At 46.5% G+C, this 19,585-nt stretch carries 19 protein-coding genes; 7 read left to right on the top strand and 12 right to left on the bottom strand.

The window, feature by feature from the left end:
* Positions 1-74 precede the first annotated feature (74 nt).
* Together AM506_RS19045 and AM506_RS19040 are read right to left on the bottom strand one after the other, a co-directional pair.
* Complete coding sequence (locus AM506_RS19045; protein ID WP_060674328.1) at positions 75-1,262, bottom strand: acetyl-CoA C-acetyltransferase; 1,188 nt, start codon at positions 1,260-1,262, stop codon at positions 75-77.
* Between the two features lie 325 nt (positions 1,263-1,587).
* On the bottom strand, positions 1,588-3,705 hold the full coding sequence (locus AM506_RS19040) for a 4Fe-4S dicluster domain-containing protein (RefSeq protein ID WP_060674327.1): 2,118 nt from the start codon (positions 3,703-3,705) through the stop codon (positions 1,588-1,590).
* Between the two features lie 304 nt (positions 3,706-4,009).
* On the opposite strand from AM506_RS19040, the gene cls reads away from it, so the two are divergent.
* Together cls and uvsE are read left to right on the top strand one after the other, a co-directional pair.
* Positions 4,010-5,215, top strand: coding sequence for a cardiolipin synthase (gene cls, locus AM506_RS19035; protein ID WP_060674326.1), 1,206 nt, complete (start codon positions 4,010-4,012; stop codon positions 5,213-5,215).
* 11 nt (positions 5,216-5,226) lie between these two features.
* Positions 5,227-6,180: a UV DNA damage repair endonuclease UvsE gene (gene uvsE, locus AM506_RS19030; protein ID WP_060674324.1), complete on the top strand. Its 954-nt coding sequence runs from the start codon at positions 5,227-5,229 to the stop codon at positions 6,178-6,180.
* A gap of 52 nt (positions 6,181-6,232) precedes the next feature.
* Here uvsE and AM506_RS19025 read toward each other — a convergent pair whose 3' ends face one another.
* The 5 genes from AM506_RS19025 to speE form a co-directional block, all read right to left on the bottom strand.
* Positions 6,233-6,412, bottom strand: coding sequence for a XapX domain-containing protein (locus tag AM506_RS19025; RefSeq protein WP_032086963.1), 180 nt, complete (start codon positions 6,410-6,412; stop codon positions 6,233-6,235).
* Positions 6,413-6,513: 101 nt separating this feature from the next.
* Positions 6,514-8,184: an arginine--tRNA ligase gene (gene argS, locus AM506_RS19020; RefSeq protein ID WP_060674322.1), complete on the bottom strand. Its 1,671-nt coding sequence runs from the start codon at positions 8,182-8,184 to the stop codon at positions 6,514-6,516.
* 4 nt (positions 8,185-8,188) lie between these two features.
* Positions 8,189-8,626 (bottom strand): DUF1934 domain-containing protein, encoded by a 438-nt coding sequence (locus tag AM506_RS19015; RefSeq protein WP_060674320.1) that lies wholly within the window; start codon positions 8,624-8,626, stop codon positions 8,189-8,191.
* Positions 8,627-8,833: 207 nt separating this feature from the next.
* Complete coding sequence (gene speB / locus AM506_RS19010) at positions 8,834-9,706, bottom strand: agmatinase (protein WP_060674318.1); 873 nt, start codon at positions 9,704-9,706, stop codon at positions 8,834-8,836.
* A 58-nt stretch (positions 9,707-9,764) separates the two neighbouring features.
* Positions 9,765-10,595, bottom strand: a complete 831-nt coding sequence (speE, locus tag AM506_RS19005; RefSeq protein ID WP_060674316.1) for a spermidine synthase — start codon at positions 10,593-10,595, stop codon at positions 9,765-9,767.
* A 400-nt stretch (positions 10,596-10,995) separates the two neighbouring features.
* Here speE and AM506_RS19000 point away from each other — a divergent pair, with 400 nt between their 5' ends.
* Positions 10,996-13,056: a transglycosylase domain-containing protein gene (locus tag AM506_RS19000; protein ID WP_060674314.1), complete on the top strand. Its 2,061-nt coding sequence runs from the start codon at positions 10,996-10,998 to the stop codon at positions 13,054-13,056.
* A gap of 314 nt (positions 13,057-13,370) precedes the next feature.
* Here the strand turns inward: AM506_RS19000 and AM506_RS18995 are convergent, their stop codons facing one another.
* Entirely contained in the window at positions 13,371-13,877 is a 507-nt protein-coding gene (locus AM506_RS18995) for a YwhD family protein (protein ID WP_060674312.1), read from the bottom strand.
* A gap of 15 nt (positions 13,878-13,892) precedes the next feature.
* Positions 13,893-14,498: a site-2 protease family protein gene (locus tag AM506_RS18990; RefSeq protein ID WP_060674370.1), complete on the bottom strand. Its 606-nt coding sequence runs from the start codon at positions 14,496-14,498 to the stop codon at positions 13,893-13,895.
* A gap of 277 nt (positions 14,499-14,775) precedes the next feature.
* On the opposite strand from AM506_RS18990, the gene AM506_RS18985 reads away from it, so the two are divergent.
* Positions 14,776-14,961, top strand: a complete 186-nt coding sequence (locus AM506_RS18985; protein ID WP_034765056.1) for a 2-hydroxymuconate tautomerase — start codon at positions 14,776-14,778, stop codon at positions 14,959-14,961.
* A gap of 149 nt (positions 14,962-15,110) precedes the next feature.
* Positions 15,111-15,299, top strand: a complete 189-nt coding sequence (locus AM506_RS18980; RefSeq protein ID WP_060674310.1) for a DUF4083 family protein — start codon at positions 15,111-15,113, stop codon at positions 15,297-15,299.
* 69 nt (positions 15,300-15,368) lie between these two features.
* Here the strand turns inward: AM506_RS18980 and AM506_RS18975 are convergent, their stop codons facing one another.
* The 3 genes from AM506_RS18975 to AM506_RS18965 all read right to left on the bottom strand — a co-directional run bounded on the left by AM506_RS18975 (position 15,369) and on the right by AM506_RS18965 (position 17,737).
* Positions 15,369-15,878, bottom strand: a complete 510-nt coding sequence (locus AM506_RS18975) for a YwgA family protein (protein ID WP_060674308.1) — start codon at positions 15,876-15,878, stop codon at positions 15,369-15,371.
* Between the two features lie 61 nt (positions 15,879-15,939).
* The gene (locus AM506_RS18970) at positions 15,940-17,241 is read right to left on the bottom strand and encodes an HD domain-containing protein (RefSeq protein ID WP_060674306.1); all 1,302 of its coding nucleotides are present in this window, start codon (positions 17,239-17,241) and stop codon (positions 15,940-15,942) included.
* 271 nt (positions 17,242-17,512) lie between these two features.
* On the bottom strand, positions 17,513-17,737 hold the full coding sequence (locus tag AM506_RS18965) for a DUF1450 domain-containing protein (RefSeq protein ID WP_060674304.1): 225 nt from the start codon (positions 17,735-17,737) through the stop codon (positions 17,513-17,515).
* Positions 17,738-17,983: 246 nt separating this feature from the next.
* Here AM506_RS18965 and AM506_RS18960 point away from each other — a divergent pair, with 246 nt between their 5' ends.
* Entirely contained in the window at positions 17,984-18,799 is an 816-nt protein-coding gene (locus tag AM506_RS18960) for an RsfA family transcriptional regulator (RefSeq protein WP_060674368.1), read from the top strand.
* 367 nt (positions 18,800-19,166) lie between these two features.
* Positions 19,167-19,478, top strand: a complete 312-nt coding sequence (locus AM506_RS18955; protein WP_060674302.1) for a transposase — start codon at positions 19,167-19,169, stop codon at positions 19,476-19,478.
* Positions 19,479-19,585: the final 107 nt, after the last annotated feature.

Genomic DNA, 19,585 nt, shown 5'->3' with positions numbered 1-19,585 from the left:
GTGTACCTGGTACACTTCACTCTCTTTGTACCAGGTACAATCCATCGATTATGTACCTGGTACAACAAGTCACCCTACTGCTTCGCAACCTCAATCATGATCGCATCCCCTTGACCGCCTCCGCTGCAGATCGAGGCAATCCCGATTCCGCCACCGCGGCGTTTCAGTTCGTATGCGAGTGTCAGGATGATGCGGGCCCCGCTTGCTCCGATCGGATGACCAAGTGCTACCGCTCCACCGTTCACGTTGACTTTCTCAGGATCAAGGCCGGCAATTTTCCCGCTCGTTAACGCAACGGCTGCGAATGCTTCGTTGATTTCAAAGAGATCGATTTCTTCAAGGGATTTTCCTGTTTTCTTGAAAAGCTCGTTGATGACAAGACCCGGTGTTTGCGGGAAGTCCTTTGCTTCAACGGCGATCGCTGTATGACCAAGGATCGTCGCTAACGGCTGTTTTCCTTCCTTCGCGGCTCTTTCTTCGCTCATGAGGACCATGGCTGCCGCTCCGTCGTTGACCCCTGGCGCGTTCCCTGCTGTGATTGTTCCTTCTGATCCGAAGACAGGCCCTAATTTAGCCAGCGCCTCGGCGGATGTTTCTTTACGCGGCGCTTCATCTTTTGCGACGAGAATCGGTTCTCCTTTGCGCTGAGGCACCTCAACGGCCACGATCTCTTCACCGAGCACTCCCTCCTCGGTCGCTTTCACGGCTCTTTGATGGCTTCTGAGAGCCCATTCGTCCTGCTCTTCTCTTGATAGTTCAAATTCTTTCGCTGTTTCATTTCCGTACGTTCCCATGTGGACATTGTTGAAGCTGCACGTCAATCCGTCGTGAACCATCAGATCCTTCACCTGTGAATCTCCCATTTTGAATCCCCAGCGCGCTTTCGGAAGGATGTAAGGGGCACCCGACATGGATTCCATTCCACCTGCCACGATCACTTCGCCGTCGCCTGCGCGGATGATCTGGTCTCCGAGTGTGACACTACGCATTCCTGACGCACATACTTTATTGATCGTTTCCGTTTTGACATTCCAAGGTAAGCCTGCATGACGTGAGGCTTGACGTGAAGGGATTTGCCCCTGCCCCCCTTGTAATACGGATCCGAGGATGACTTCTTCGACCTCTTCACCGCTTACTCCGGCCCGTTTCAAGGCTTCCTTTACTGCGAAACCACCAAGCTCTGAAGCAGTAAAACTGCTGAGACTTCCCCCGAATTTACCAAAAGGTGTCCTTGCTCCATCTAAAATAACCGTTTTTCCCATCTCCATCGCTCTCCTTTATATGGGTTTTATCCGTAATTTTGTATACGCTTTCAATTTACATTAAAAAAATATGATCGACTTTCGACTGAACGCTCGCTCAACTCATCCTCATAAGAGAAGGGACAAATTTTGTCCCCAATATACCTTTATTGTACTTCATTTTTAGTATGAACGCACCTGATTTTTTAGAAAGTTTTTATTTTTCCATCAATATTATTATTGTAGAAAAACAATAGGAGCGAAACGCAATAGAGACTATTTTGTTTCACTCCTGTTTGTTTTCATGAACGCGGATGCATTCATTATCTAAAGGATAATATTCTTTTTAAGATGCAGCCGGTTGGTCCTTTAGATCGCCACAAACGGCTTTTTCAAGAATTTCTGCTACGTCGAGGGTAGAAACCGTGTCTTCCACTTCTTTTGCCTTCGTACCATCCGACAGCATTGTCAGGCAGTATGGACAACCCGAGCTGATGACCGAGGGACTGACAGCCAGTGCCTGCTCGGTACGGGAGACGTTGACGCGGTGCCCTGCGTCTTCTTCCATCCACATCAGTCCTCCACCCGCTCCACAGCACATGCCTTTTTCACGGTTACGTTCAATCTCCACCAATTTCACGCCTGAAATCGATTTCAGGATTTCACGCGGTGGATCGTACACTTCGTTGTAACGTCCAAGGTAACAGGAGTCGTGGAAGGTGATTGTTTCGTTCACTTCGTATTGAGGCTTCAAACGGCCTTCCTGTACCAGTTGATGAAGAAGTTCTGTATGGTGGTAGACTTCCGCTTCCAGACCAAAGTCCGGATACTCATTTTTAAAAATGTTATAAGCATGCGGATCAATCGTTACGATTTTCTTGATTTCATGTTTTTCGAATTCGGCGATATTTTGACCGGCAAGCTCCTGGAATAAGAATTCATTTCCGAGACGTCGCGGTGTATCACCGGAGTTCTTTTCTTTATTACCGAGAATCGCGAACTTCACGCCGGCTTCATTCATCAGCTTGGCGAAAGATAAGGCGATCTTTTGGCTTCGGTTATCGAATGAACCCATGGATCCGACCCAGAATAGGAATTCGAAGTCTTCCCCTGCTTTTTTCATTTCTTTAACCGTAGGAATTGTCACGTCTTCTCTCGCTTCACGCCAGTTTTCACGCTCTTTACGGTTCAGACCCCAAGGATTCCCCTGGCGCTCGATGTTTTGCATGGCGCGCTGTGCGTCAGCATCCATCTTCCCTTCCGTCAGAACAAGGTAACGGCGAAGGTCGATGATTTTATCTACGTGCTCATTCATGACCGGACATTGGTCTTCACAGTTACGGCACGTTGTACATGCCCAGATTTCTTCTTCCGTGATGACATCCCCGATCAGGCTCGGGCTGTACACAGCTCCTGCTGCCGCTTCTTCGGCCGCTTGAGTCGCACTCGCCATGGCAAGCTGATTCCCTTTTGTGCCATTGAATGCGAATGTCGGTACCCATGGCTTCTTCTGTGTCACGACGGCACCGTGATTCGTCAGGTTATCACGCAGTTTGACGATCAGATCCATCGGGGAAAGCATTTTCCCTGTTCCCGTTGCCGGACACATATTCGTACAACGACCACATTCCACACATGCGTAGAAGTCAATCATTTGATGCTGCGTAAACTCTTCAATTTTTCCTACCCCGAAGCTTTCAGCTGACTCATCTTCAAAGTCGATCGGCTTAAGCTTCCCAGGGTTGTCTAAACGATTGAAATAAACATTGGCAGGACCTGCAATTAAATGCGCGTGCTTGGATTGCGGCACATACACAAGGAATGCCAGTAAGAATAGTAGATGAATCCACCAGGCAACATAGAAAATGGCGATGGACGCCGTTTCCCCGATGCCTCCAAGTGCTCCTGCGATCAGCGATGCAACAGGCTCTGTCCAGGCAAGGTCTTCACCGTGCCAGATGATGCCCATCCCGTTCCCGACCAGGACCGAAAGCATTAATCCACCGATGAACAAGAGAACAAGTCCTGACTTGAATCCTCTTTTTAAACGGACAAGCTTTTCCACATAGCGGCGATGGAAGGCCCAGACAACCGCGACGAGGATCATCAGTGTGACGATTTCCTGGAAGAATGTGAAACCTGGATATAACGGCCCAAGTGGTAAGTGACTTCCCGGAGCAAGCCCCTTCCAGATGAAATCGATGGCCCCGAACTGGACAAGGATGAAACCATAGAAGAACATGACGTGGATTGCTCCACTCTTCTTATCCTTCAGGAGCTTCTTCTGTCCGAAGACGTTTACCAGGATTTTCTGGAATCGTTCTTTGAATCGTTTATCGAATTCCACTTTTTTCCCGAGCTTAATATATTCAATTCTCGTCTTTACTACATACACAAACAGACTCAGTGCATAAACGGTCACAAGGATAAATGCGACCCAATTGAGAATGAGTAACCCATTCATAGACAAACGCTCCCCCTTCATTGGCCTGATTTGAACATCCCCTTTGTTCAAACTTTTACAAACCAAATTAATATTCTGAATAGTTCATATCTCCATTATATTATGAATGAGCATTCAGTCAATGGTTTTTATGAATAAAAATGAAAACCTTTTCATGAACGATTATTCATTTTTCAAAAACAAACAGGACTATTAGTACCCCCCACAGGTTTCAAAAGGACTCATGAAAGGGAAAAGAAGAAAGGATGTAATGTACGTAAGAAAGAGGACATACTAAAGATAATGCAAATGAGAGAGTGATTCTATGTGGTGGTTGATCCTACTGGTTATCCTTGCCGCGATCATCGGATGGCTGATGCTCGATTTCAAATTGGGAAGAAGTCATTTCATCCGGACGCGGACAAGAAGAGATTATGAGAAGCGAAATAGTGATATTCAATTATTTTCAAGAGGCCCCGAGCTTTTCGATCAGATGTTTAAAGAGATGAGAGAAGCCAGGTCTTCTATTCATGTATTATTTTATATCGTCCAGGATGACCATTTTGCCCTGAGGTTCCTGGAATTACTGAAAGGAAAAGCACAAGAAGGAATTGAAGTCCGCCTTCTGATGGATCAGATCGGGAGTCATAACGTCCAGAAGTCGAAGGTGAAGGAGCTTCGGGATGCCGGTGTGGAAGTCGATTACTGCCGAAGAGTCAAGCTTCCCTACCTGTTCTTTTCCTCCCAGCAGCGTAATCACCGGAAGATTACCGTCATCGACGGGGTGATCGGTTATTTAGGCGGTTACAACATCGGAAAGGAATATATCGATGAAAATGATAAGCCGGAGCTTTCTCCATGGAGGGATTATCACCTCCGCCTCATCGGAGAAGGTGTACATGATCTGCAAACGGAATTTTGTATTGACTGGTTTCGTGCGACCCGGAAAGATTTAAAGGACGAAGCAACGTACTTCCCTCCTTCTGAAAAAGGAAGCATGGAACATCGGATTTTCCCAACCGAGGGGATCAACATCGAAGACTTCTTTGGGAAGTTCATCGACGAGGCGCAAGATGAGATCATCATCGGGACACCTTATTTCATTCCCACTCCCATATTGATGGACGCCCTTTTGGGTGCGTTAGACAGGGGTGTCACCGTCAAGATCATCATACCTAATAATGCCGATCATATGCTGGTGAAAGAAGCGGCCTTTCCGTATTTCAGACCGCTCCTCGCAAAAGGTGCGAAAGTGTATCAATTCCTGGACGGTTTTTATCATGCAAAGGTGATGGTCGTCGATGATCATTTCTGCGATATCGGCACGGCCAATTTTGATAAGCGGAGCTTTTTTATCAATTTAGAAATCAATAACCTGATTTACGATAAAGGATTTATCCAGAATTTGAAAAAGGAAATGGAAAAAGACATGGCGGCATCCGACATGTTAAGCGAAAGCGACCTTTCATCGGTTTCCATGCTGACCCGGTTAAAAGAACGCGTCGCTTCAGTCATTTCAATCTTACTTTAGGGGGGAGACACATGAAGGTCCGACTGGGATTCGTGGCAAACTCCCTCTCTTTATGGGACGCAAGCCCGGCCAAAACCATGACATTCAAGCGGTTCACAGAGTTACCTGAAAGCGAGCGGATGGATCGCCTGAAGGAAGTGACGAGATTAAACCTGGAACATACGAAACGTATCCTCTATCTGTGTGCGGCTCACGAAATCAAGCTGTACAGATTATCGAGCTCCCTCGTTCCCCTTGCCACCCATCCTGAGGTGGAATGGGATTTCCATTCCCCTTTTCAACAGGAATGGAGGGAGCTTGGGGATCTGATCAAAAAGTTCGGGATCAGGGCAAGCTTTCATCCGAACCAGTTCACCTTATTCACGAGTCCGAAGCAGCATGTGACGGACAATGCCGTGAAAGATATGGTGTATCACTACCGGATGCTCGAATATATGGGGATCGAGAAGGATTCCGTCATCAATATCCATATCGGTGGGAGCTACGGGGATAAGGAAGAAACGCTGATCCGATTCCATCAGAACCTGAAAGATCTTCCTGCTGAAGTGAAAGAGATCATGACGTTGGAAAATGACGACAAGACCTATACCGTCGAAGAAACCCTCACCGCTTGTCAAAAAGAGAATATCCCCATGGTACTCGACATTCACCACCACGAAGCCAATCCGAGTGATAAGCCTCTTGAGGATTATCTTGAAGCTGTTTTTGCCACGTGGGACAGGAGAGATTTAGTGCCGAAAATACATATCTCCTCCCCTAAATCCGATAAGGCCTTCCGTTCCCACGCTGACCTGGTCGATCCGGGATTTGTGGAGGGATTCTTCAAAACGTTGAAGACCTTCGATCAGGACGTGGATTTTATGATTGAAGCCAAACATAAAGATCTTGCGATGCTGAAGCTGATTGACGATTTGTCATCCATCCGCGGGGTGAAAAGGACCGGTGGCGGGACCCTTGAGTGGTAAAGTAGAAAAGATGGACACTTAGGTGTTCATCTTTTTTACATGTATGTACGCATCATTTAAACACTGATTCGATCCAGGGCTGAATCGCCATAAACGCTTTAAACCCAAGATAAATACCCACAATTCCTGCAATCCCTGCAAGGGCAGGCGGAGCCGGGATCGGTAACTTAAATAAAGCAAAGATAAATCCGACTAAAAAGCCGGTTACAATAGCGAGTACGACCGTTTTCATACCATTCTCCTCCTTCATCCATCTTCCATTATTATACGTTAAAAAGGGAGAAATATAAGAAAAAGGTCCGTCCCTCAGTGAGAGGCGGACCTTATGTCTGTTTACATTTTTTCCGGAGCTGCAACACCGATCAAGGCAAGAGCGTTTTGTAGCGTGACACGTACGACTTTCACTAATGCGAGACGTGCCGTCGTCAATTCACGATTTTCTTCATCGAGAACCTTGTTGGCATTGTAGAAGCTGTGGAAAGCAGACGCCAGGTCATTGATATAATTCGCTACACGGTGTGGTGTGCGTTTCTCGGCCGCATCGGCGATCATTTGCGGGAATTCACCGAGCTTTTTCAGTAGGTCGACTTCTTTTTCCGTACCGATCAGCTTTAAGTCGATCTTGTCTTCTGAAGCCAGTCCCTGTTCTTCTGCCTGGCGAAGGATGCTGCAAATACGCGCGTGGGCATATTGAGCATAGTACACAGGATTTTCGTTAGACTGGGAAACCGCTAAGTCCAGGTCAAAGTCCATATGCGTATCGGCACTTCTCATGGCGAAGAAATAACGGACAGCATCCAGGCCGACCTCTTCCACAAGCTCACGTAACGTAACGGCTTTCCCTGTACGCTTACTCATCTTCATTTTTTCACCATTTTTATAAAGGTGAACGAGTTGGATGACTTCCACTTCCAGTTTGTCGCGGTCAAAGCCGAGTGCTTCGATGGCCGCTTTCATACGCGGGATGTAACCGTGGTGGTCCGCTCCCCAAATATTGATAAGCACATCATGCCCGCGCTCGAATTTATCCTGGTGATAGGAAATATCCGGCGTCAGGTATGTGTATGTGCCGTCGTTCTTGATGAGGACACGGTTCTTGTCGTCGCCAAGTTCAGTCGAACGGAACCAGGTTGCGCCGTCTTCTTCATATACATGACCGTTATCTCTCAACGTTTTCAGGGCCGCATCGATTTTTCCATTTTCATAAAGGGATGTTTCAGAGTACCACACATTGAACGGAACGCGGAACATTTCAAGGTCCTTTTGAAGCTTGGCCATTTCGATCTTCAGGCCGTATTCACGGAAAAACTTATAGCGTTCCGCGTCGCTTACTTCTGCATATTTCGTGCCGAATTCTTCAGCCAGTTTCTTTCCGATTCCGATGATGTCCGCTCCGTGATACCCGTCTTCAGGCATCGCCTTGTCTTGTCCCAGGGCTTGGAAGTAACGTGTTTCAACGGAGATCGCCAGGTTGTGGATCTGATTTCCGGCGTCATTGATGTAGTATTCTCGGGTTACTTTATAGCCCGCTTTTTCAAGGACGTTACATAGGGAATCACCGACGGCCGCTCCACGGGCATGACCAAGATGAAGGTCACCTGTCGGGTTGGCAGATACGAACTCGACGTTCACTCTCTCGCCATTTCCCGCGTCTGATTGACCGTATTCCTGATCTTGATCGAGAATCAACGGGATCAGGTCTGTTAAGTATTCGTTGTTCATGTAGAAATTGATGAATCCGGGTCCAGCGATCTCCATTTTTTCAATGGATGCTTTGGACTGGTCGAAGTTAGCGACGATGTCGTCAGCAATCATGCGCGGTGCCTTTTTCGCTACACGTGCAAGTTGCATCGCCATATTCGTTGAATAATCCCCGTGTGATTTTTCTTTCGGGATCTCAAGAATGACATCCGGGATCTGATCCTCTGTTGCGAGTCCCGCTTTCAGGACCGCTGCTTTGATTTCGGCTTTCAGGTTTTCTTGTACTTTTTCGACGATATTCATATCGTTATGCTTCCTCCTTATAGTGAATGGACATAACATAATCCCCCACTGGACTGTCCTGCATCTTTAACTCGTAAGAAAGGTTGAAGTCCCCTTCAAGCTTCGAGTCGTTCTGTGTATGTGAAAGTGTTTTGGTTTTCGTTGTCAATAAGAGGGTGCCGAGCTGGCTTTCGTAGGAACCGTTCTGTTCCTCGAGTTCATTGAAGGCCATTCTCATTTTGACTGCCCCGCTTCTGAGGATGAGGGCCTGTCGATCCGTTACTTTAACAATCGTATGAGTGGTCCCTTCCTCTTGTACTTCATCGTACTTTAGAAAAACGGCATCTCCTTTTTCATAGTATCGACCAAATGATACCAATTCAAAAGAGTCACTTTCCTCTCCTATAGTGATTTTGGTTTTCAAGTGAACTTTGACAGGGGTGTAATCCGTTTTTGCCGTCAAACCACTCACATCCTTTTCTTTTTAGGGTCCGATCAAGTGATAGGTCCGTCCCTCAAATAGACGTCCCTTCTTTCTAACTAATTAAGTATAAGAAGTATTGTGGGAAATTGCAATGGAACACGGTGAGTTTTCATTTATTGGAGGGATGTAAGCGGATTATCGGCAAAAGAATAGCCTCTTCTGCCAATGAGAAGAGGCTTTGATGGTTTATTTTACCCAGCCGAGAAGCATTTCACGGATCAGCTTACTTGCCGTATTCGCTGTCTGCTCGGATGGATCATAGATTGGCGCCACTTCCACCAGATCCGCTCCCACGACGTTCACGTCAGAGTGAGCGATGGCATGGATCGATGCCAATAATTCCTTGGATGTGATTCCGCCGCAGTCCACGGTTCCTGTACCAGGAGCGTGGGCAGGATCCAATACATCGATATCAATCGTCACATAAACAGGACGACCTGCAAGCTGCGGAAGGATCTCCTTCAACGGCTCGAGCACTTCGAACTTAGAAATATGCATGCCGTTTTCTTTTGCCCATTGGAATTCTTCTTTCATTCCGGAACGGATGCCGAATGAGTAGACATTCTTCGGTCCGATATGCTCGGCGATCTTGCGGATCGGAGTCGAGTGGGATAGTGGCTCCCCTTCATACTCTTCACGCAGGTCTGTGTGAGCGTCCATATGGATGATGGCAAGGTCCGGATATTTCTTCGCGATGGCTTTCATGACCGGCCATGAGACCAGGTGCTCCCCGCCCATTCCGAATGGGATCTTCCCGTCACCAAGGACATCGTCGATAAATTCTTCAATCATATCGATGCTCCGCTGCGGATTACCGAATGGAAGCGGGATATCACCGGCGTCAAAGTATTTCACTTCTTCAAGCTCCCGGTCCAGGTACGCACTATACTCTTCCAATCCGATCGACACCTCGCGGATACGGGTCGGGCCAAAGCGAGAACCCGGACGATAACTCACCGTCCAATCCATCGGCATCCCGTAAAGGACTACCTGGCTATCCTCATAAGAAGGATGGCTCTTAATAAACACATTACCTGAATAAGCCTCATCAAAACGCATTTTCTTCAACCTCTCTTTTAGAGAGGGACGGACCTTGGTTCAGGTCCGTCCCTCCCATTTATTTTGTCAGGTCTTTGACGAATTTCGGAAGGGCGAATGCTGCTTTGTGCAGTTCCGGTGTGTAGTATTTCGTTTCGATGTCGTGGAAACGCTCTTCCGGTACTTCGATTGGGTCGTGCTTTTTGGAACCGATCGTGAATGCCCACAGTCCGCTTGGGTATGTCGGGATATTCGCTGTGTACAGGCGTGTGATCGGGAAGATTTCCTTCACGTCGCTCTGTACCTGGCGGATAAGATCTGCTTTGAACCAAGGATTGTCACACTGCGCGACGAAGATTCCGTCTTCTTTTAGGGCTTTCGAGATCCCTGCATAGAATCCTTTTGTGAACAAGTTTACCGCCGGACCAACAGGCTCGGTGGAATCCACCATGATCACGTCATATTCGTTCTCACTCTTCGCGATGTGCATGAAGCCGTCGTCGACCTGTACGTCCACGCGCTCGTTTTCAAGCTCCCCAGCGATCTCTGGAAGATACTTCTTGGAGTACTCGATCACTTTTCCGTCGATTTCAACAAGAACCGCTTTCTTTACGCTTGGGTGTTTCAATACTTCACGGATGACCCCGCCGTCTCCACCGCCGACAACCAATACGTTCTCAGGATTCGGATGCGTGAATAACGGAACATGCGCCACCATTTCATGGTAGACGAACTCGTCCTTCTGGCTCGTCATGACCATGCCGTCAAGGAACAGCATATTGCCCCATTCTTCTGTTTCAGCCATTTCAAGATATTGAAAATCCGTTTGCTCTGTATGTAAAGTCTTCTTGATTTTCATCGTGATCCCAAAGTTTTCTGTTTGTTTCTCTGTGTACCAAAGTCCACTCATTGTTTCAACTTCCCTTCTTGTTTTAATGGATAATCGCTGTTTCTGTAAAAATCATATACCACTAGTTTGAGTTTTCACACGTTCATCTCAGGACAAAATAGATCACTCTGTTAAGCGAAACCCTGACATAACGGGCTTTACTCCTATTTATAAAAACATCCGCACCGGACGTCATTTTTATCCTTCCCTATCATGATAAATACAAACATGAGAAAAAGTATAGTGGAATCTAGCAAAATTTCAAGTGAAATTTTTTCTAAACCTTTGACGTTTAAAATCTCGTAAAACTTTTCATACTGATACTACACAGTAATCAGTATAAACGAGATGACAAATATAAAAAAATCCAAGGTCCGTCCCTCAAATGATGCGGACCTATGCAGGGAAAGTAGGGAGAGGTATGGAACTGATGGCTCGAATGGAGAAGACGAAGAAATATGCGAGATTTGCAGTGGTCGGGGCTCTCGCGGCCATGGTCCTCTTTTTGGTGGGTCTCATGGGGATTTTGATTTACGCCAAGGTTCAGGGGCCGCCTCCCCTTGCTGTCCCTCAATCTACTTTGATCTACGGTGAGGATGGTTCGGTCATAGGCGAAACGAATACAGGCGAGAAGCGATACTGGGTGGGTCTGAAGGAAATTTCCCCGGCCCTCATTGAAGCGACCATCTCCATTGAAGACAAAAGCTTCTACCAGCACTACGGGTTTGACGTGAAGCGGATGGCAGGGGCCGTCCTGGCCGACGTCAAAGCGATGTCGAAGGTCCAGGGGGCCAGCACCATTTCACAGCAGTACGCTCGCAATCTATTTCTTTCTCATGATAAAACATGGAAGAGAAAGATCTCAGAAGCCCTATACACAATCCGGATCGAAATGAACTACTCTAAGAAGGACATTCTAGAAGGCTATTTAAATACCATCTACTACGGACACGGCGCATACGGTGTCCAGGCAGCGAGTCAATATTACTTCGGTAAGGACGCCAATCAATTGACCGTTTCCGAAGCTGCCATGCTTGCAGGGATACCGAAAGCACCGTCCTACTATTCGCCTGTCACCCATATGGAAAATAGCAAGAAGCGACAGGAACTCATTCTTCAGTCCATGACCGAGGACGGCATTCTATCAAAAGAGCAAGCGGCTGTTTCCAAAGCGGCACCAATCCGCATCACAGGGGAGCACGCCCACCAAAAGGCGGAAACCGCCCCGTATTTTCAAGATGTAGTGAAAAGCATCCTGAGTTCCGATTTGGGAATCGAGGAACGTACCATCGAGATGGGTGGACTCAAGGTTTATACAACCCTCAACCCCGATCACCAAAAAGCCGCCGAGAAAGTCGTGAAGGAACAGATCCCCGATAAATCGGATATCCAATTAGGGTTTGTGTCCATGAATCCGACAAATGGATATGTAACAGCTTTAGTCGGGGGACGAAATTACGAGGAAAGTCCGTTTAACCGGGCCGTGCAGGCTATCCGCCAGCCGGGATCAACGATCAAGCCGCTCCTCTACTACTCTGCTTTAAAGCAAGGGTTTACGCCATCCACGACGATGAAGAGCGAAATGACATCCTTCACGTTCGATGATGGAAAAAAGTACACTCCTCATAATTACAACAATAAATATGCAGATGGTGACATCACCCTGGCCCAGGCCATCGCTCTATCTGATAACGTCTACGCCGTGAAGACCCACCTCTTCATCGGTCAGGACACCTTGACGAAGACGGCAAAAGAGAAGTTCGGTCTGACAACAAAGGTGAAAAAATACCCTTCATCAGCACTCGGCACATCAGGGGCAAGGGTCATCGATATGGTCAACGCCTACAGCGTCTTTGCCAATGGCGGCTACAAAGTGAAGCCCGTATTCATTACAAAAGTGGAAGACTGGTCGGGGAACGTCATCTATGAACAGAAATCTAAAAAAGAACAGGTGCTTGACCCGGATCTCACATACGTCATGACCCATATGCTCACCGGGATATTCGACACTAAGCTCAATGATTACTCGACGGTCACAGGCATCCAGATCAAGAAAGACGCAACCCGTCCCTATGCAGGTAAATCCGGGACGACCAATACAGACAACTGGATGATCGGCTACACCCCTCAATTAACAGCGGGAGTGTGGACCGGGTACGATAAAGGAAAAGAAGTCTCCCTGGTCAATGACAAATACTATGCCAAGAAAATCTGGGTCCACTTCATGGAAGAGGCACTGAAGGATGAACCCGTCAAAAACTTCAAACCGACAAAAGGCGTCGTCGGCGTGGCCGTTAACCCCCATAACGGACTGCTCGCCACAGAAGACTGTCCCGTGCAGCGCTTCACCTATTTTGTAAAAGGCACAGAACCGACCGAATACTGCCATGAACATTTGGGTGACAAAGAAGCTCCGAAGGAAAAGGCACCGGAGAAAGAGAAGAAGTCTTGGTATGATAAAGTGAAGGATTGGATTTTTTAGTTTTTATTGTTATATAGCTGGAAATGGGGTTTTCGAGATGTCCAGCTCCGGCGGCTAGAGGCTCGAGGTCATAAGTCAAGCCAACCAAAAAGGCAAAGGGCGCCTTTCCGGTTGGCTCGCCTTATGCTTGTCGCCTCTGAACGAGCCGCCTCCGCTTTTCGGTACAACAAAAAACCCCGGGTTTGTGCGAACCCGGGGTTTTTCATGTCCTAGTTTATGTGCAAACTGTGATTTAAGTGTACTTTTTTTCTAACAATAGAGCAAGATGTGAACGACATATTCAAATAAATGTCACATTTTGTTCACAAAACGATCTATTTTATTTTTAGCGCTTCCTTCAATTCATCCTTTGAGCGTTCCCACATACCTTTATCGTGATTCTTTAAAAAGCCCGTAAGAATGCCTTTCGATTTATCGTCCAGTTGGTCTAGGACGATCTTGCGCTTGATGGATTTATCCATATTATTCACATGTTCCGGCATGGACTTGTAGCCCCTGCGCTTCTCGCGGTTCACGACGAGCTCACAGGCCGTCACTCCTGCATAGTACGGGCCGTCTTCCATCCGGTCGATGGTTATCCAGATCAGCCAGTACGGCTTGCCGCCTGCAGAGTCCTCACGGTTATTCGTGAATTTGATCCCTTTTTCGATCGGGCTTCTTGCATGCATGGCTCCGATTTCGATCGTCGCTTCCCCTTCTTCCACATCAATCATCACAGGTGAAACATTATCAAGGCTCAAAGATCCTACCCCGTAACCGCCGTGGCCGTCAGTGGGATCGCTTTTGATGATATTGAATCCAATGTTTTTTTTCTTTTCCATGAAACGTCACTCCTTCTAGCTAAAGATTGAAAAAATGGTCGTGAATATCGCACTGAATGCCTGATTGGTCGCCGTCATGCCACCTTGTAATAATGGCCAGATCGTATATTCGTCCAGAGGCGTGATGACAATGATCAAAAATAGCAGAACGCCATATTGCTCATACTGGGATAATCTAGCCCTGACATGATTCGGTGACAGGTCCTCGATGATCCGGTACCCGTCCAGTGGAGGGAACGGCAGTAAGTTGAAAACAAACAGCAAGACATTCAAGTACACGATCATCTGCAGGAGATCAATGACAAACGGCGGTACTCCTACTCCGCCCGTCACCCCGACAAAGAAATAAAAAATACCGAATGCAATGAATGCCAGCAAAAAATTACTCAGTGGCCCTGCAACCGAAACGAGCACCCCCGCCAATCGGGGATTCTTGAAACGGGATCTCATGACCGGCACGGGCCGCGCCCAGCCAATTCCCGCGATTAATATTAAAAGGGTCCCGAATGGGTCCAGATGTTGAATCGGGTTCAATGTGAGTCTTCCCTGATCCTTCGCCGTCGTATCCCCGAACTTGTATGCCACAAAGGCATGGGCGAACTCATGAACCGTAAAGGCCATGACGAGGGCGATCACGACAAACGGAAGTTCTTCCAACCGAAAGACGGAGATCGACTCAAAAAGTGAGCTAATGGTATCCAAAGTATGTACTCCTTTAAAAAATGTTTTACTTTCTTATTCCATAGTATACAGAAAAATTCCTGCCTTCATGACACTTCATCTTTCCATCATACCAAACTTGCTCAAAGATCCCCTACCCATTACATTTAAATGGTAGGCATGAATCTATGAGCCTACCACAGATTGTACCAAATCCAAAACCAAGGAGCGAATCATTATGCCTTATATCACCGTAAAAATGCTCGAAGGCCGTTCAGAAGAACAAAAACGTGCCCTCGTCGAAAAAGTGACCGAAGCCGTCAGCGAAACTACCGGGGCACCTGAAGAAAAAATCGTTGTCTTCATCGAAGAAATGACGAAAGGTCACTATGCCGTCGGCGGCAAGAGACTCAGCGATCAATAGAAGAAGTATAAGACAAGCCCGCTGAAAAGCATTCCTTTTCAGCGGGCTTGTCTTATGCCTCGACCTTTTGCATATCCGGAAATCCACATGAAACCATTTCCCTCCCATGAATACGATATACCATACACTCGACGGAAAGGATGACGTGAATGGACATGACGATCGGCGATGTGCTCCTCCAATTGTTGATGGTGGCTTTCCTGGCAGCCATTGTGGTTGCGGCTTTCATGGTGGCGAAAGGGCTTCGACACAGAAGGATCCAGCAGCGGAAGCAAGACAAACAGGTTGAAGAAAAGCTTGATCAAATCATCGAAAAAATGGATCACTCACACAAATAGCAGGATTGTGACGAAAGGGGGATCCACTCTTGTCGAGTGATCCCCCTTCCAATCATATGGGAACGTTCTTTACTGAACGATTTTTTTCATTTTTAGTCCTTCTATGTAGGCGAAGGCTTCGTCGATTTCTTCTTCTGTATATTTCTGCTTGCTCTTGAGTGTGAATACTTTCTCCACGACTTCTTCTTTAGGAAGGTTATCAAAATATAAGACAGTCGAAACAAGCTCCAAAAAACGTGCCGATTGAACGTTCATATCGGTCAGGCAATCCTTCAGGTGAGGCATGTCCTTTTCATAGATCTCCAAGAAGTCCTCCCCTTCTTTCGTGACTGTATAACGATATTGGTAGTACCCGCCCTTTTTCTCTTTTACTTCCGAGATGAACCCCATATTACAGAGTTCCTCCACCCGAAGCGTCAATTCTTCCGAATACGGGCCATAAAAATGAAATTGAAATTTTTCCTGAAACGGGAATTCAAGCTTCTTCGCGATGAATATCATCTTCTGAAGCTTCTTCCTTCCCACCACTTCACCCGAGGCTAAGAAGGCACTCATCAGTTTTGCATGATCTTTCAACAATGTACGTCATCTCCTACTCCTAGTATTGCATATGTCAGATCCTCACTGGCTGTAGTGTCATTTATGTCAGTTCTAAAATCTTCCGTATCTGTCTCTTAATATTCTTCTTTGTTGATTCGTCATATAGTAAATCCACTGGATAGTATAATTTATGATCGGTCCGGCGCTTTCCGGAGATGGAATCCACGATATCCGACTGCCTTGATAATTCGCGGAGCTCCTCATTCTTCATCAGCAGATGAATCGGGAGCCGTTCCTCTTCCTCGCCCGGCCTGTAGAAATCGTATGGAAGGTCTGAAGATGAGTCCACCACTAAATAATAATCGGGATCGATTCCCGCCTTTTTAAAGAGGGCTTCGAGTTCACTGTGCTTCTTGTATTCCTTCGCCGGATCGAATTCCACGTACTTGAATAAATTCCGGTTCATGAACCGCTCGCAAAGGTCCCGTAAAATCGGATCTTCTTCTTCCTGCCAAATCTGAAAATAGTACATGATGACCGCTTCATCCAGCTTCAAGTAATCCTCAAGGGCCACTTCCCCTTCAAACAGGGAATAAAAATGGATCGGGCTTTGCTTAAAGGAATAGAACTCTTCATGAAGCTCCTTCGCCCTATGCAGGATCTTCGTCAGGATCACTTCTGCACTGCGGGTGACCGGATGGAAATACACCTGCCAGTACATCTGATAGCGGCTCATGATATAGTCCTCAACGGCGTGCATCCCACTCTGCTTGATCACGACCTGATCTTCACGCGGCCTCATCACACGGAGGATCCGCTCCATGTCGAAATGCCCATAGCTCACCCCTGTAAAATAGGCGTCACGCTGCAGATAGTCCATGCGATCGGCATCGATCTGGCTTGAAATGAGGCTGACGACCAGCTTGTTACTGTACGTCTTCGCGATCACTTCTGCCACATGTTTAGGAAAATCCGGTGCCACTTTACTGAGAACCGCGTTCACCTCTGTATCCCCTAAGATGATGGCTTGGGTAAAATGCTCGTGATCGAGGTGAAACACCTTTTCAAAGGAATGGGAAAACGGTCCGTGCCCAAGATCATGCAATAACGCAGCACATAATGACAATAACCGCTCATCCTGGTTCCACTCCGGTCTTCCGGCGAACACATCATCGACGATGCGGCGTATGATCTCGTACACGCCAAGGGAATGATTGAATCGGCTGTGTTCCGCTCCGTGAAAGGTTAAGTAGGTGGTTCCGAGCTGTCTGATTCTGCGGAGTCGCTGGAACTCTTTGGTCCCAATCAAATCCCAAATCACGCGATCCCTTACATGAACATAGCGATGAACAGGGTCTTTAAATACTTTTTCTTCATGTAATTTCTGCTTGGCATACTCCATCTTCTACCCTCTTCCTAAACTAGCATATTTCTATTATAGCGACTTGCGCCGTCGCATTCATCTCGAATTTTGTCGAAAAAAATAGGTATTTGTCCTTTGATTGTTCAACCGCAAGCATTCCAAATCCTTCAAAAAAATTTGGACGCTTGACAAAACATTCTCTCCTATTATTTCTCTACCCCTTATGTAGTTTCCTTTTCCAGGGAGGCGCAAACCTTTATTTATTTTTATCAGAAGAAAAGAAAAAACTCCCTCAGGCGGAAGTTTCCCTTCACTTCTTTATTTTTTTGATCACTTTTTCCATCAGTTCTTCTTCAGTCAACGCCGCTACAGGACGATTATTCACAAAAGCGAATGTCTTCTTGCGTCCTGGACCACAATAGGATTGGCACGCAATGTCGATCGGTGCATCCGGATCAATATCCTTTAACTTTGGTATCAAGGTCTTTAGGTTAACGGCCTGACAATCATCGCAAACACGGAATTCGTTTGCCATCTGTCAACAACCCTTTCTATCTATTGAAATGGATTTTATACGGTGTAAACATCGATTTATAGAATACAGTTTTCAGTCATGTTTTGCAAGTGAACATCGTTTCCATCTGCATGCGTTCATCACTGATACAACGAAACTAGCAGACAGAAAATAATTTTAACATATTCGTATAAAAACCTTATAAATGGTCCATCCTTTAATCAACGAATACTTTAAGAAAACTTTGGGAGTTGAGATGAAATGATGATGAAAACAAGACAGGATGCCTGGACGGAAGAAAATGATCTATTATTGGCCGAAACGGTCTTGCGACATGTGCGCGAAGGCAGCACACAGCTAAATGCCTTCGAGGAAGTCGGGGACAAACTGAACCGCACATCCGCTGCCTGTGGATTCCGCTGGAACGCCGTCGTGCGCCATCAGTACGAGAAAGCTCTTTCACTAGCAAAAAAACAACGCAAACAGCGTCACCGCATCCTCGGAAAAGACCAGGGCGGGAAGAAAAAGCTATTATACCAGCCACCGACACCTTCCTTCGAAGATTTAGACGCTATGTCTCTATCAATGTCTGAAGCGGAAGAAGAAATGGAGTTTGCCGAGTACGAGAACTACGTACCGGAAACGGAGCAACTGGGGAAAGAAACCGAAGAACAATCGCAGGACTTTACAGTGGAAGCAAGCGAGGAACAAGCTTACGTGGCGCAACAGGCGCCTGCTGCCAACCATGTGGTAAAGCCATCGGGACTAAAAGGGGAAGTCACACTCGAAAAGGTGATCGCGTACCTTCAGAACCTGGCCCAAACTAACATGAATTCCGACTACGTGAAAATTGAGAATCAGAGATTGAAGCAGGAGCTTTCCGACCTCCGAAAAGAAAATGCCGAGCTCGAAAAGAAAGTCAAAGCCCTTGAAAACAATTCCGTCACGATGCAGGAAGACTACGAAACACTCATGCAAATCATGAACCGGGCCAGAAAGCTCGTCGTATTCGATGAAGACGAATCGAAAGCACCACGCTTCAAGATGGACCGAAACGGAAATCTCGAAAAAGTAGCTGAATAATGATATTCCCAACCAGTGCACCTGTGGGCGTGCTGGTTTTTTGGTGGAGTTTGTGAGATACAAAAGAATCTCTTTCTACAAAACGTAAAGTAATGTCCAGTTTGGTTCAAAACAGTTACCTAAAACCTATTTTAGCTAAAAATGCGACGATCAAGAGTGGAAGTTCAGTTCAAGATGGGCGGGTATCCGCTCGATTGCGTCATTTCTCCATTTATTGCGTCATAATCGGGGGTGATTGCGTCATTTTAATTTATATTGCGTCGAAATCAGCTTTGATCTTTACGACCCCCTAATTCCTTTGGACACTTTTGTACCTAAAACAGTACACTAGAACCATAAATACAGAGGGATTTTGGAGGGCTGTTCCATGTCAAAAAAGATTGAAGCCTTAGAGGAAGTAAAAAGAAATTATGTTCGGATGGCTTTAGAGAGTGGGAATTACTCTTCCATTTCTCGAAGCGCTGGAATTTCACGGTCCACTTTGACGAGGTGGATTAAGGAATATGAGGATGAAGTACGTGATCAAATGCAAGATCCAGCTTCGGCTATCCTTTCCACTGAGCCTTCTAGAGAAGAGTTAAAAGCAAAATATGAACAAGCGATGAAACTGCTTGGTGAGAAAGAACTTGAAGTTGCGATGCTTAGAAACTTATTAAAAAAAAACCAATACCGGCCGTGACCGTCTTAGAAGAGCTTCGAGTATGGGCAAGGGAGGGGTTTCATATTACTAAGCTTACTGAGATAACAGGGACAAATAGATCACTATATTATTACCATCACGCAACT

This window comes from Rossellomorea vietnamensis, assembly GCF_001305855.1.
Lineage (GTDB): Bacteria > Bacillota > Bacilli > Bacillales > Bacillaceae_B > Rossellomorea > Rossellomorea vietnamensis_A.
This window is presented reverse-complemented; position numbering and strand designations above follow the sequence as displayed.

What these genes read in the sequence shown, in the direction of transcription:
- argS (WP_060674322.1), bottom strand. Translation starts at nt 8,184, where the DNA reads ATGAATATCGTCGAAAAAGTACAAGAAAACCTGAAAGCCGAAATCAAA.
- AM506_RS19045 (WP_060674328.1), bottom strand. Translation starts at nt 1,262, where the DNA reads ATGGGAAAAACGGTTATTTTAGATGGAGCAAGGACACCTTTTGGTAAA.
- AM506_RS18985 (WP_034765056.1), top strand. Translation starts at nt 14,776, where the DNA reads ATGCCTTATATCACCGTAAAAATGCTCGAAGGCCGTTCAGAAGAACAA.
- AM506_RS19025 (WP_032086963.1), bottom strand. Translation starts at nt 6,412, where the DNA reads ATGAAAACGGTCGTACTCGCTATTGTAACCGGCTTTTTAGTCGGATTT.
- AM506_RS19000 (WP_060674314.1), top strand. Translation starts at nt 10,996, where the DNA reads ATGGAACTGATGGCTCGAATGGAGAAGACGAAGAAATATGCGAGATTT.
- AM506_RS18955 (WP_060674302.1), top strand. Translation starts at nt 19,167, where the DNA reads ATGTCAAAAAAGATTGAAGCCTTAGAGGAAGTAAAAAGAAATTATGTT.
- AM506_RS18980 (WP_060674310.1), top strand. Translation starts at nt 15,111, where the DNA reads ATGGACATGACGATCGGCGATGTGCTCCTCCAATTGTTGATGGTGGCT.
- speB (WP_060674318.1), bottom strand. Translation starts at nt 9,706, where the DNA reads ATGCGTTTTGATGAGGCTTATTCAGGTAATGTGTTTATTAAGAGCCAT.
- AM506_RS18995 (WP_060674312.1), bottom strand. Translation starts at nt 13,877, where the DNA reads ATGGAAAAGAAAAAAAACATTGGATTCAATATCATCAAAAGCGATCCC.
- AM506_RS18960 (WP_060674368.1), top strand. Translation starts at nt 17,984, where the DNA reads ATGAAAACAAGACAGGATGCCTGGACGGAAGAAAATGATCTATTATTG.
- AM506_RS18965 (WP_060674304.1), bottom strand. Translation starts at nt 17,737, where the DNA reads ATGGCAAACGAATTCCGTGTTTGCGATGATTGTCAGGCCGTTAACCTA.
- uvsE (WP_060674324.1), top strand. Translation starts at nt 5,227, where the DNA reads ATGAAGGTCCGACTGGGATTCGTGGCAAACTCCCTCTCTTTATGGGAC.
- speE (WP_060674316.1), bottom strand. Translation starts at nt 10,595, where the DNA reads ATGAGTGGACTTTGGTACACAGAGAAACAAACAGAAAACTTTGGGATC.
- AM506_RS18990 (WP_060674370.1), bottom strand. Translation starts at nt 14,498, where the DNA reads ATGGCCTTTACGGTTCATGAGTTCGCCCATGCCTTTGTGGCATACAAG.
- AM506_RS18970 (WP_060674306.1), bottom strand. Translation starts at nt 17,241, where the DNA reads ATGGAGTATGCCAAGCAGAAATTACATGAAGAAAAAGTATTTAAAGAC.
- cls (WP_060674326.1), top strand. Translation starts at nt 4,010, where the DNA reads ATGTGGTGGTTGATCCTACTGGTTATCCTTGCCGCGATCATCGGATGG.
- AM506_RS19040 (WP_060674327.1), bottom strand. Translation starts at nt 3,705, where the DNA reads ATGAATGGGTTACTCATTCTCAATTGGGTCGCATTTATCCTTGTGACC.